14 protein-coding genes are annotated in these 11,258 nt (G+C 65.1%); 8 read left to right on the top strand and 6 right to left on the bottom strand.

What is annotated here, in order from left to right:
• From VFG40_RS09445 to VFG40_RS09430, 4 genes are all read right to left on the bottom strand, one after another.
• Positions 1–795: FAD-binding protein (locus VFG40_RS09445; RefSeq protein WP_324897090.1), on the bottom strand; the 795-nt coding region annotated here is incomplete at its 3' end.
• A gap of 6 nt (positions 796–801) precedes the next feature.
• Positions 802–1,191, bottom strand: coding sequence for a succinate dehydrogenase, hydrophobic membrane anchor protein (gene sdhD, locus VFG40_RS09440; RefSeq protein WP_324897089.1), 390 nt, complete (start codon positions 1,189–1,191; stop codon positions 802–804).
• Complete coding sequence (gene sdhC, locus VFG40_RS09435; protein ID WP_324897088.1) at positions 1,188–1,583, bottom strand: succinate dehydrogenase, cytochrome b556 subunit; 396 nt, start codon at positions 1,581–1,583, stop codon at positions 1,188–1,190. The genes sdhD and sdhC overlap by 4 nt, the downstream gene beginning before the upstream one ends.
• A gap of 87 nt (positions 1,584–1,670) precedes the next feature.
• Positions 1,671–1,838 (bottom strand): DUF1674 domain-containing protein, encoded by a 168-nt coding sequence (locus VFG40_RS09430; protein ID WP_324897087.1) that lies wholly within the window; start codon positions 1,836–1,838, stop codon positions 1,671–1,673.
• Between the two features lie 105 nt (positions 1,839–1,943).
• On the opposite strand from VFG40_RS09430, the gene ygfZ reads away from it, so the two are divergent.
• Positions 1,944–2,777 carry a CAF17-like 4Fe-4S cluster assembly/insertion protein YgfZ gene (ygfZ, locus tag VFG40_RS09425; protein ID WP_324897086.1) on the top strand — a complete coding sequence of 278 codons (834 nt, stop codon included), beginning with the start codon at positions 1,944–1,946 and terminating at the stop codon, positions 2,775–2,777.
• Between the two features lie 456 nt (positions 2,778–3,233).
• Entirely contained in the window at positions 3,234–3,668 is a 435-nt protein-coding gene (locus tag VFG40_RS09420; protein ID WP_324897085.1) for a cell wall hydrolase, read from the top strand.
• Positions 3,669–3,751: 83 nt separating this feature from the next.
• Here VFG40_RS09420 and VFG40_RS09415 read toward each other — a convergent pair whose 3' ends face one another.
• Together VFG40_RS09415 and VFG40_RS09410 are read right to left on the bottom strand one after the other, a co-directional pair.
• Positions 3,752–4,243, bottom strand: coding sequence for an outer membrane lipoprotein (locus tag VFG40_RS09415; protein WP_324897084.1), 492 nt, complete (start codon positions 4,241–4,243; stop codon positions 3,752–3,754).
• 10 nt (positions 4,244–4,253) lie between these two features.
• A complete protein-coding gene (locus VFG40_RS09410; RefSeq protein WP_324897099.1) occupies positions 4,254–4,829 on the bottom strand; it encodes a glycine zipper 2TM domain-containing protein in 576 nt (191 codons plus the stop codon).
• A gap of 176 nt (positions 4,830–5,005) precedes the next feature.
• On the opposite strand from VFG40_RS09410, the gene VFG40_RS09405 reads away from it, so the two are divergent.
• From VFG40_RS09405 to phaR, 6 genes are all read left to right on the top strand, one after another.
• Entirely contained in the window at positions 5,006–5,800 is a 795-nt protein-coding gene (locus VFG40_RS09405) for a TatD family hydrolase (protein WP_324897083.1), read from the top strand.
• Positions 5,801–5,902: 102 nt separating this feature from the next.
• Complete coding sequence (locus VFG40_RS09400) at positions 5,903–6,397, top strand: MarR family winged helix-turn-helix transcriptional regulator (protein WP_414649277.1); 495 nt, start codon at positions 5,903–5,905, stop codon at positions 6,395–6,397.
• A 4-nt stretch (positions 6,398–6,401) separates the two neighbouring features.
• A complete protein-coding gene (locus tag VFG40_RS09395; RefSeq protein ID WP_324897081.1) occupies positions 6,402–7,910 on the top strand; it encodes an efflux transporter outer membrane subunit in 1,509 nt (502 codons plus the stop codon).
• Entirely contained in the window at positions 7,897–9,105 is a 1,209-nt protein-coding gene (locus VFG40_RS09390; protein ID WP_324897080.1) for an HlyD family secretion protein, read from the top strand. The genes VFG40_RS09395 and VFG40_RS09390 overlap by 14 nt, the downstream gene beginning before the upstream one ends.
• Positions 9,106–9,113: 8 nt before the next feature.
• Positions 9,114–10,667: a DHA2 family efflux MFS transporter permease subunit gene (locus VFG40_RS09385; protein ID WP_324897079.1), complete on the top strand. Its 1,554-nt coding sequence runs from the start codon at positions 9,114–9,116 to the stop codon at positions 10,665–10,667.
• 87 nt (positions 10,668–10,754) lie between these two features.
• Complete coding sequence (phaR, locus tag VFG40_RS09380; RefSeq protein ID WP_324897078.1) at positions 10,755–11,258, top strand: polyhydroxyalkanoate synthesis repressor PhaR; 504 nt, start codon at positions 10,755–10,757, stop codon at positions 11,256–11,258.

The raw sequence follows: 11,258 nt of genomic DNA, 5'->3' as shown, positions 1-11,258 counted from the left end.
ACCACCTTCGCCACGCACGCCTTCGGTGATCAGGCAGCCCGAACCGTAGATGCCGGTGGGATGGAACTGCACGAACTCCATGTCCTGCAGCGCGAGGCCTGCGCGCAGCACCATGCCGCCGCCGTCGCCGGTGCAGGTATGCGCCGAGGTGGCGCTGAAGTAGGCGCGACCGTAGCCGCCGGTAGCCAGCACCACGGCCTGGCCGCGGAAGAAGTGCAAGGTGCCCTCGTTCATGTCCAGCGCCAGCACGCCGCGGCAGACGCCTGCTTCGTCGAAGATCAGGTCGATCGCGAAGTATTCGATGAAGAACGTGGCGTCGTGCGCCAGCGCCTGCTGGTACAGCGTATGCAAAATTGCGTGGCCGGTGCGGTCGGCCGCGGCGCAGGTGCGCTGCGCGGTGCCCTTGCCGTAATGCGTGGTCATGCCGCCGAACGGACGCTGGTAGATCTTGCCCTCCGCCGTGCGAGAAAACGGGACCCCGTAGTGCTCCAGCTCGATGATCGCGGGGATCGCCTCGCGGCACATGTACTCGATGGCGTCCTGGTCGCCCAGCCAGTCCGAACCTTTGATCGTGTCGTAGAAATGGAAGCGCCAGTCATCCTCGCCCATATTGCCCAGCGCGGCGGAAATGCCGCCCTGCGCCGCGACCGTATGCGAGCGGGTCGGGAACACTTTGGTGATGCAGGCGGCCTTGAGGCCCTTCTCTGCGAGACCGAACGTGGCCCGCAGGCCGGCGCCGCCGGCGCCGACCACGATCACGTCGTACTTGTGCTGTTGGATCTTGTAGCTTTCCATCGAACGTCAGGCTCCCAAAACGATGCGCAGCACGGCCAGCACGCTCGCGAGCGCGCCCAGCACCGCGAAAAACTTCACCAGCATCAGCAAGGACACTTCCTTCCAGCGGGTGTGCACGTAGTCTTCGATCACCACCTGAAGCCCCAGCGCGGTGTGCCAGAACGTGACCAGCAAAAAGCAGATCATCAGCACGGCGTTCCACGGGCGCGCCATCAGCGCGTGCGCGGCAGCGTAGTCAGCGTGCATCAGCCGCAACACCAGCACCACGAACCAGACACCCAGCGCCACCAGCGCCACCGACGTCACGCGTTCGTTCCACCAGTGGCCGACACCCGACTGGGCCGAGCCCAGGCCGCGGGCGCGCTTCAGCGGATGCTGCAGGTCCTTCGCGCTCATGCCACACCTCCCACGCTCAACACATAGCCCCACACGAGCAGGGTCAACACCACGCTGCCGATGATCGACAACCAGCTAGCGCGCACGAACTGCGGGATCTCGTAACCCAGGCCGGCGTCCTGCACGAGATGGCGGATGCCGTTGCACAGGTGGTAATTGAAAGCCCACGTCCATCCGAACAGCGCGATCAGGCCCAATGGGCTGCCGGCGCAAGCGGCAAACTGCGCATAGGCGTCCGCACCCGCGGCAAGCGCAATCACGCCCCAGACAATCACTGCCGTGCCGACCGCCAGAGCGATGCCAGTGGCGCGGTGCAGGATGGAGGTGAGCATCTGCACCTGCCACTTATAGACCTGGAGGTGCGGAGAAAGCGGTCGTCGCGTATCTGCCATGGCGGCTATCCTGATATGGAATCGCTGGTGTCCCAGCCACTCATCCCTTCGCTTCGCTTCACCAGCGCGGGGGCTGGCACGGCCCGCTCAGAAGTCGATGCAGCGACCGTTTTTCTCCCAGTCGCCGTAGCGCGTGGGATCGGGCGCAGGACGCTCGTCCTTCGTCGGTGCCACCGGCGCATCTGCAGGTGGCACGGGCCGCCGCACGGGGGCGGTGGTCGGGCTTGATTCGGAGGGGGAGTGGGTATCGGACATGGTTTTTATTTACCTGAACAAGCGTAACCTTTGTGGGTGACCCGTACAACCTGATGAAGTGCCGCAGCTTGTCCCGCGGCAGCCCTGCCCCCACGTTCTTCGGCTATGTCCGACACCTTCCACGCCGCCTTCGCCGAGACACTTTTGCTGGAGGGGCCCGATGCAGCGACTTTCGCGCAGGGGCAATTCGCCAGCGACGTGCACTCCCTCGTACCGGGCCAGTGGCAGTTCAGCGCGTGGCTGAATCCGCAGGGGCGCGTGCGTGCGCTGTTCCATCTGGCGCGGCTTGAAGGCGACCGATGGCTCCTGATCCTGCGCGGGGGCGCCGCGGTTACGTTGAGACAGGAATTGCAACGTTACGTGTTCCGGCTGAAGCTCACGTTGCGGTCGGATAGTTCGTATCGCATCCGGGGCGGAGCTGCGATGCCACTGCATGAGGTTCGGGCCTCGGACGGGTTGATACGCCTCGGCTGCGGCGATCACGCGCTGCAACTGGCGACCATGGAACCTGGCGAGACAGGCCCTGACGACCATGACAATGCATGGCAACTCGCGCAGCTTCGCGCCGGTTGGCCATGGTTGCCGGACGCAGCGCTGGGAACGTTTCTTGCGCCGTCCCTTTCGCTGCACCGCCTGGGCGCGGTGGCGCTGGACAAAGGGTGCTACCCGGGCCAGGAGATCGTCGCGCGCTTGCATTACCGCGGAGGCAACAAGCGTCGCCTTTGCCATCTGCGGCGGCCAACACAACAAGTGTTGACTGGCGCTGGAAACAGCGGCATGGCCGAACACGGCTCGCAACTTCTGCAGTCGGTGCAGGTCGATGCAACGACCGAAGCGCTCGCAATCTGCGAGTCCGCGCTGCTAGAAGCACTAGATGCCTCCGGCACGATCGGCCACGACAATGCGACCTATTGCGTTGTTGCCTCTTTTCCCGATTGATTACGGTCAAATGCGCTGCACGTGCGCATGCGCGAAACGTGAGCGATCAGTGAATTGCGGCGGCGAGGCACTTGCGATGTGCGAAACCCGCCACTAGGCTCCGCCAAACTTTTGAGCAGTCCATCTACTACGGACTGATGCACGCGACGAACCGGAAGGCTCCGGATCGGCGCGACCCAACCAGCAATACGGTTGGAAGGAATGACCACCACTCGCCCGGTGGAACGGTTGCACAAGGTGCGGAAGCAGGTTCTTCCCTCCCCGCAACACCGTCACAGCAATTCCTTGCAGGACTTGCGTGACACGCCACAATCCCGTGGCAACGGCACGCACCATGGCCCGGTTTCGGCCTCGTGTCTTTTGATCCAGGTGGAACGGCCTGCCCGCCCGTCCACCGCAACGGCGCTCGGCTCAGCATCTGCTGATCCCGGCGTACAGCACGTTGGAGGCAGACCCATGAAACTTTCTCTCCTGTTGTGGATGACGTCACTGCTGCCCCAGCCCGTGGCAGATCAGACTTGCCTGGCCACCACGGTGTATCTGGAGGCGCGCAGCGAGCCCACCATGGGGCAGTTTGCGGTGGCGGAGGTAGCTCTTCGCCGGCGCGAGCGCGGACAGTGGGGCGACACGGTATGCAAGGTCGTCACCGCGCCCCACCAGTTCGCCACGACGACCACGCCCGGTTCGTTCGATATCACCAACCTGAAAGCGTTCAAGCGCGCATGGAAGGTGGCGGGCGATTCCATGAGCAACTGGCAGCTGCCCACCGCCGAACGCCGACTGGTGGTGCCGCATGCAGATCACTTCGCCACCGTGGCCATTGCGCCGGCATGGTCGCTCAACCGTACAAGCACCACGATTGGCGAGCACAAGTTCTACGCCGTGAACTGAGCCCGTGATGACGAACAGAAAAAGCCCTCCATACGGAGGGCTTTTTTTTGGACGTCCGGATGTCCTACAAGTTCGTCACGCGCTCAGCGCGCGTAGACGTGGTCCCCGCGCACTTCCACATAGTCACCCTCACGCACGCGCGGATCTTCCTGCTGAGTCACGGTCGTGTACTGGCCGCTGTCGAGCCTGACAGTCACGCGCCAGGCCACGTCGTCGCCACCGCTTCGCTTGCCTACCTGGTTGCCGACCACGCCGCCGGCTACCGCACCGGCCACGGTGGCAGCCTTGCGGCCATCGCCTTTGCCTACCTGGTTCCCCAGGACGCCGCCGGCAACCGCGCCGATGACCGCGCCCAAGGTGCCGTTGCTCTTGTGCTCCACGTAGACCTGCTGGACTTCCTTGACGACACCGCAGCTGTTGCAACGAGACGAGTTCTGATTGCCATACCCGTAAGCCGGAGCCGGGCGGGAGTAGCCCCCGTCGTTGCCATAGGGAGCAGTCTGGCATCCGGCCAGCGCAAGACTGCCTGCGAGTGCGAGAGAGGCTGCGATGATCTTGCCTGAAGCTAATGACATAAAAACTCCTTTAGCGCGCGTCGGAAACAGAGGTCACGCCTTCCTGGACTTCAACGCGGTCTCCCGGGTCATGATCCATTCTCACGGTGCGCGTGACGCCGTTGTATTCGTATCGGACGTCGTACCCGACCAGCTTGGTGCTGGTGTCGTTCACAGTGGAGCAACGACGCTCGACGGTAGACGTGGTGTTCGCATGCTGGCGGCTCTGCTCGATCTTCTTGCCGGCGTAGCCACCCCCGACTGCCCCAGCGACCGTCGCCAGCGTTTTGCCCTTGCCGCCACCGATCTGGTTGCCGAGCACGCCGCCCACGACCGCACCGATGGCGGTGCCGGCGATCTGGTGCTCGTCTTTCGGAGCTGTCGTGTGGGTGACGGTTTCGTCGTGGCAGACCTCCCGCGGGTTGCTGACCGTCTTGCGCACCGGATCGACGCTGACCACCTTGGCGTACTTCGGGCCGGTTGCCGCTTCACTTGCGGTGCCAGCCGTGCCTACATCCGCGCTGGCGTCCCGGTTGCATGCTGCCAACCCGGAAGCCAGTGCCGCTGCGATGCCCACCTGAAGCACGTTGACTATCAACCGATTCATCATGACTCTCCTCGTTAAGAACCCCCGCGAGGCAGCGCGAATTGCGCCCCTTCGCATTCACGACGTTATTGAAGCCGTCCGTAACTGAATAAGACCTAGCTCGTCACGTTATCCGGCGTTTACTGCGTCACGATTCCACACTCGCCGTTCACACGGCGTCACAGTGCAACCGCCCCATGACATTTCTCGTTGACAGCCACGTGCACCTTGACGACGAACGGTTCGATGAGGACCGCGACGCAGTGATCGAGCGCGCGGCGCGCGTCGGGGTGCGGGACATGATCGTTCCATCCACCGACCACGCCAGCTGGTCACGTATCGGCAGCATCGCACGAGCTCACAAGAACCTCTTCCCGGCGTTCGGGCTGCACCCGATGTTCCTCACCCACCACCGCCTGGAACATCTGCAGGCATTGGAGGGTTGGCTCGATCAACAGCCTGCGGTGGCCGTCGGGGAGATTGGCCTGGACCTCTCCGATCCCGCGCTGGACCGGAAGGCACAGGATCGCTATTTCGAGCGCCAACTGGCGATTGCCCGCGAGCGCGATCTGGCGGTGATCATCCACGCACGGCGGGCGGTCGAAGAGGTGCTGCTCGCGCTTCGTCGACATCCCGGATCCACGGGCGTGGTGCACAGTTTCTCCGGCAGCGAGCAACAGGCTCAGCGACTGATGGACATGGGGTTTTGCCTGGGCCTCGGCGGCCCGGTCACCTACCCGCGCGCGCAACGTCTGCACCGCATCGTCTCGGCCATGCCGATCGATTTCCTGATGCTCGAGAGCGATGCGCCCGACCAGCCAGGCGTCGACCACCGCGGCGAACGTAACGAACCGGCCTTTCTCTCGACCACCGTGCGCGAGATCGCGGCGCTACGGCAGGAAAGCGAGGCAAGCATTGCGCAGGCCACCACGGCCAATGTCGAGCGCGTGTTCCGGCTCACCCGTTTTCGCGAGCGAAGCACGCCCACGTAGGACAAACGCCTTGCGGCCCGGCGACGCAGCTTGCTATCGTTTTATTTCATCAATGAAATATGAGCTGGTGAAATGGCGTCGCTGGGAAAGTGCATCCAGATGATGGACGAAGGCATCGGCCGGCTCGGCGCGACGCTCCCCGGCATGCCGGCAGAGCAGGCCCGGCTGAGCCGGTTGATGCTGATGACCGGGGGCCGCCTGCAGGAGGAGCTCGAACTCACGTTGCATCCGCACAAGCTGAACCACAGCGAGTTTCTCACCCTGATGATTCTGTACAGCCGGCCGGACGGGCGTTCCACGCCTGGCGAGCTTTGCGAATACACCTCCCAGGGGGCGACCAACATGACGCGGATCGGCAATGCGCTGGTCGATCGCGGGCTGGTGGTCCGGGCGCCTTGCCGGGAAGACCGGCGTCGGGTCGAGGTGCACATCACCGCCGCCGGTCGGCGCTTCGTGCAGAAAATGCTGCCGACGCTGTTTCCCCGTGTGAGTGCGATGTTCGCCGGTTTCAGCGATCACGACCGTCGCCATCTCGACCGGCTGCTGCGCAAGCTGGCCAAGAATCTGGACCACCTGCACGACCCCGAAGCTGCATGAACCGATGATCATGATGAATTCTTCGATGACATCCGGCCGTCGCGCCAGGCGGGCCATCATGGTGGCCGCCATGGCGGGCGCCCTCGCCTCCTGCGCGATGCCGCCGCGACCCGTGGACCACCCCACGCTGCGCGATGACGTTCCGCTCGCGGGGCTGCCGACGCAACCAAGCGCCGACTGGCCGCGAAGTGACTGGTGGGCGGTTTACCGTGATCCACAGCTCGATGCTCTCGTTGCCATGGCCACGGACAAGGCACCTGATCTTGCGGCGGCGCGCGCACGCCTGGGGAGTGCAGAGCAGTCGGTGCGGGCGGCGGCGGCACAGGCCGGGCTCAACATCAATGGCAGCGCCCAGGTCGCGCGTCAGCGACTAAGCGAACACGGCCTCATCCCAAGCCGCTTTCTCGGATTCACCTGGTACAACCAGGCTGACTTAGGCGTGCAGCTGCAGTACGACTTCGACTGGTGGGGCAAGCAGCGCGCTTTGGTCGAAGCGGCGGTGGATCAGGCGCGTGCGGCCGAGGCGGAACGCAGTGCCGCAGCCCTGGCAATCCAGTATGCGGTGGCCGAAACCTATTTCGGCTGGCAGGCGGACCAGGCGCGGCTCGCGCTGGCCGATCAGGTCGTGGCGGTGCAGCAGGAGCTCGCAGATATCGCGGCGTTGCGGGTACGTCAGGGCGTGGATCTACCGGATGACTCCGATCGGGCCCAGGCTCAGCTGGCTGCGGCGCGCGAGCAACGTGCGGCGGTCGCAGGCTCGACGCAGATCCGCCTGGCCGCGCTGGCTTCGCTGGTTGGTGTCGCGCCCGAGGGCCTGCCGCCCCTGTCGCCGCGCCCGTTGCCGGCCGTCGACGCCGGCCTGCCCGCGGGTGCCAGTCTGGACCTCATTGCGCGCCGCCCGGATATCGCGGCCACCCGCTGGCAGGTGGAGGCGGCGCTGAAGAAGACCGACGCGGCTCGCGCGCAGTTCTTTCCAGACCTGAGCATCACCGCGCTGGCCGGCCTGTCGAGCATTGATCTGGGCGAGTTGTTCACCGCGAGCAGCCGCACCTTCGCCGTTACGCCGGCACTGCACCTGCCGATCTTCAATGGTGGCCTGCTCAAGGCCAACTATGGACTCAGCCGGACCCAGCTCGACGGCGCCATCGCCCAGTACGACCGCACCGTACTGCAGGCCGCACGCGAGGTTTCCACCCAGGCCCTGACGGCCCAGATGCTGCAGGCACGACAAACGCAGCAGTCGCTCGAGCTTGCCGCCGACCAGCGCGTGCTCAATGCCGCGCTGGCGCGAGCGCGCCAGGGTGTGCGCGACGCGCGCGAGTCGCTGGCCGCGCGTGCGCAGCTGATCCAGCGCCGCGACATGGCGGCCCAGTTGCGGGCGCAGGCGGTATTGACCGATCTGGCCCTGATCAAGGCGCTCGGCGGTGGCTATCGCGCGCCCGTTCAGCCTGCTGCGTACGCCGATTCTTCCTCACCTGAAAAAGCCGGAGCCCATGCCCATGAGCGCGACTGAGCCTTCCCATCAGCCAGACGCGTCGTCTGACGACAACGACAGCGGCATGGCGGCCAAGAACCCGGCCAAGCGCCGGCGCGCCTTGCTCATCGTCGCAAGTGTCTTCGTGCTGGCCGCAGCGGGATGGTTCCTTCTCTGGCTGCTGGTCTTGTCCAAGCGGGAAAAGACCGACGATGCGTACGTCGGCGGCAACCAGGTGGCGATCTCGGCCCAGGTTCCCGGCACGGTGGTGGCGATCATGGCCGACGACACGCAGCGCGTTAAGGCGGGCCAGGTCCTCGTCAAACTCGACAGCACCGATGCCGAGGTCCGCCTGCAGCAGGCGCGCAGCGCGCTTGCGCAGGCGGTCCGCGGGGTGCGCCAGCAGACCGAGAGCGCCTCCGGTGCCCAGGCGCAGGTGCAGGCCCGCCGCCTCGAGCTGGACAAGCTCCAGGCCGATCTGCGCCGGCGGTTGCCGCTGGTTGCCGCGCACGCCGAGTCGCCGGAGATCATTCAGCACCTTCGCGACGGCATCGCCCAGGCCAGGGCGGCGCTGGATGCCGCGAAAGCGCAGGCATCGGCGGCCAACGCCGCCGTCGAAGGGACCGACGTAGCGAAGAATCCGGCCGTGATGCAGGCAAGGGCAAATTTCCGCGCCGCCTGGGTCGCGACTCAGCGAAACGCGATCTATGCCCCGGTGTCCGGATTTGTCGCGCAACGCAGCGTGCAGCTGGGCAACAGCGTGCAACCGGGACAGCAACTGATGACCGTCGTGCCGCTGCACGACCTCTGGGTGGATGCCAACTTCAAGGAAAGCCAGTTGCAGCACATCCGGCTGGGGCAGCCAGCAAAGGTGGAGGCGGACATCTACGGCGGTGACGCCGAGTACCACGGGAAGGTCGTGGGCATCGGCGCAGGCACCGGCAGCGTGTTTTCGTTGCTGCCGGCGCAGAACGCGACAGGCAACTGGATCAAGGTGGTTCAGCGCGTGCCGGTGCGCATCGCGCTGGAGGACGCCGAGCTGGACAAGCATCCGCTTCGCGTAGGGCTGTCGACCACCGTCACCGTCGATATCAGCAACGACAGCGGCACCGTACTGCCGCAGGCACCCGCCAGCCAGCCGGTGGCCTCGACCGACGTCTACGACCAGATGGCCGCGCGGGCGGACGCGGAAGCCGACCGTGTCATCGAAGCCAACCTGCCCACCGCTCCGTGAGCTGACCCATGGCCGCCACGCCGAATGACGCCGCGCCGCTGAAGCCGCTGCAGGGCAGCGCGCTGGTGCTGTTGACGATCGCCGTTGCCTTCAGCACGTTCATGGAAGTGCTGGACATGACGATCGTCAACGTCGCCGTGCCGCATATCGCGGGCAGCCTCGGCGTCAGCCCGAGCGAAGGCACCTGGACGATCAGCTCCTACGCACTGGCCAGCGCCATCATGCAGCCGCTCACGGGCTGGCTTGCGCGCCGCTTCGGCGAGGTGCGGACTTTCGTGGTGTCGGTGATGCTGTTCGTGGTGTTTTCGATGCTCTGCGGGCTGGCCACCTCGATGCCGATGCTGGTGATCGGCCGCCTGATGCAGGGCGCCGGTTCCGGTCCCATGGTGGCGCTGTCGCTGACGCTGCTGTTGTCCAGCTATCCCAAAGAGAAGCAGGGTATTGCGCTGGCGCTGTGGGCCATGACGGTCGTCGTCGCGCCGATCTTCGGCCCGATCCTCGGCGGCTGGCTGACCGACAATTTCTCGTGGCCGTGGATCTTCTACATCAACCTGCCCGTCGGACTGCTCGCCGCGGCGATCACCTGGACGTTGCTGCGCAAGCGCGAAACGAAGACCTTCAACACGCCGATCGACGTGATCGGACTGGTGCTGCTGGTGGTTGGCGTCGGCGCGCTGCAGTTCATGCTCGACAACGGCAACGACCACGACTGGTTCTCCTCGCCAATGATCGTCACGCTGGGCATCGTGGCGCTGGTCTGCCTGACCTTCCTGATCGTGTGGGAGCTGCATGCGAAGCACCCGGTGGTGGAGCTGTCGCTGTTCCGCGAGCGGAACTTCACCGCCGGAGTGGTCGGGCTGTCGCTGGGCATGATGGCGTTCTTCGGCATCAACGTGGTTTTCCCGCTGTGGCTGCAGACCACGCTCGGATACACGGCGACCTGGGCAGGCCTGGCCACGGCTCCGGTGGGTATCCTGGCGTTCATCGTGGCCCCGATCCTGGGCAGGAACATGCACCGGCTTGACCTGCGCGCCGTGGTGACGTTCGCCTTCGTGATGTTCGCCATCACCTCCTACTGGTTTTCCACCTTCGACAGCGGCGCCTCCTTTTCCACTCTGGTGCTGCCGCGCTTCGTGATGGGTATCGCGATTCCCTGCTTCTTCATCCCGCTCAACCAGGTCTATCTTTCCGGCCTGCCAGCGTCCGAGATCGCCAGCGCATCCGGCCTTGCCAACTTCTGTCGCACACTCGGCTCAAGCGTCTCCACGGCGCTCTCGGTCACGCTGTGGCAGCACCGCGGCGAGTTCCACCACGCCACACTCACCGAACAGATCACTCCCAGCCATCCAGCGGCCACCGGCTTCCTGCAGCAGCTGTCGCATGCCGGCTTCTCCCGCATGGAGAGCCTGGGTGTGGTCGACCGACTGCTCAACCGCGAGGCGCTCACGCTGGCGGTCAACGACGTGTTCTGGGTCTGTGCGCTGCTCTTCGTGCTGCTGATCCCGGTGCTGTGGCTGGCCAAACCCCCGTTCGGCAGCGCAGGCGGCGGGGTCGGTCACTGAGCGCAAGGACGGCCGACGATTTTGCTGCACCGCAGGGTGCAGCAATCGCGCTGGTGCGCCGCAATACCTTCTGCTACGTTGCAGCGCATGGCACAAACACTCCGCATCATCAAGAAGTATCCGAACCGTCGGCTCTACGACACGGAAATCTCCAGCTACATCACGCTGGAAGAGATCCGGCAGTTGGTGCTGGACGGCGAAACCTTCGAGGTTCGCGACGCCAAGAGCGGCGAAGACCTCACGCGCTCGGTGCTGCTGCAGATCATCTCCGAGCACGAGGAGAAGGGTCAGCCGATGCTTTCGCCGCAGTTGCTCAGCCACATCATCCGCTTCTACGGCGACTCGCTGCAGGGATTCATGGGCCCGTACCTGGAGCGCAGCCTGCAGGTATTCCTCGATCAGCAGCAGCAGTTCCGCACCCAGCTGAACAGCCTCATGGGCCAGACGCCCTGGTCGATGGTGAACGATCTTACCGAGCGCAACATGGACGCCTGGAAATCGATGCAGCGCGGGTTTCTCGACGCTGCTTCCCAGACCAAGCCGGCCGCCGCTCCCCCGGGCACGCCGCCACGCGGCGGCAAGAAAGCCTGA

The sequence above is a fragment of the Dyella sp. genome (assembly GCF_035685805.1).
Classification (GTDB): domain Bacteria; phylum Pseudomonadota; class Gammaproteobacteria; order Xanthomonadales; family Rhodanobacteraceae; genus Dyella_A.
This window is presented reverse-complemented; position numbering and strand designations above follow the sequence as displayed.

Bases quoted from the DNA above. Each gene is read 5' to 3' on its own strand.
- VFG40_RS09385 (WP_324897079.1), top strand. From the start codon at position 9,114: ATGGCCGCCACGCCGAATGACGCCGCGCCGCTGAAGCCGCTGCAGGGC.
- VFG40_RS09410 (WP_324897099.1), bottom strand. From the start codon at position 4,829: ATGAATCGGTTGATAGTCAACGTGCTTCAGGTGGGCATCGCAGCGGCA.
- VFG40_RS09390 (WP_324897080.1), top strand. From the start codon at position 7,897: ATGAGCGCGACTGAGCCTTCCCATCAGCCAGACGCGTCGTCTGACGAC.
- VFG40_RS09400 (WP_414649277.1), top strand. From the start codon at position 5,903: ATGGACGAAGGCATCGGCCGGCTCGGCGCGACGCTCCCCGGCATGCCG.
- VFG40_RS09395 (WP_324897081.1), top strand. From the start codon at position 6,402: ATGATCATGATGAATTCTTCGATGACATCCGGCCGTCGCGCCAGGCGG.
- VFG40_RS09405 (WP_324897083.1), top strand. From the start codon at position 5,006: ATGACATTTCTCGTTGACAGCCACGTGCACCTTGACGACGAACGGTTC.
- sdhC (WP_324897088.1), bottom strand. From the start codon at position 1,583: ATGGCAGATACGCGACGACCGCTTTCTCCGCACCTCCAGGTCTATAAG.
- ygfZ (WP_324897086.1), top strand. From the start codon at position 1,944: ATGTCCGACACCTTCCACGCCGCCTTCGCCGAGACACTTTTGCTGGAG.
- VFG40_RS09430 (WP_324897087.1), bottom strand. From the start codon at position 1,838: ATGTCCGATACCCACTCCCCCTCCGAATCAAGCCCGACCACCGCCCCC.
- VFG40_RS09415 (WP_324897084.1), bottom strand. From the start codon at position 4,243: ATGTCATTAGCTTCAGGCAAGATCATCGCAGCCTCTCTCGCACTCGCA.
- phaR (WP_324897078.1), top strand. From the start codon at position 10,755: ATGGCACAAACACTCCGCATCATCAAGAAGTATCCGAACCGTCGGCTC.
- sdhD (WP_324897089.1), bottom strand. From the start codon at position 1,191: ATGAGCGCGAAGGACCTGCAGCATCCGCTGAAGCGCGCCCGCGGCCTG.
- VFG40_RS09420 (WP_324897085.1), top strand. From the start codon at position 3,234: ATGAAACTTTCTCTCCTGTTGTGGATGACGTCACTGCTGCCCCAGCCC.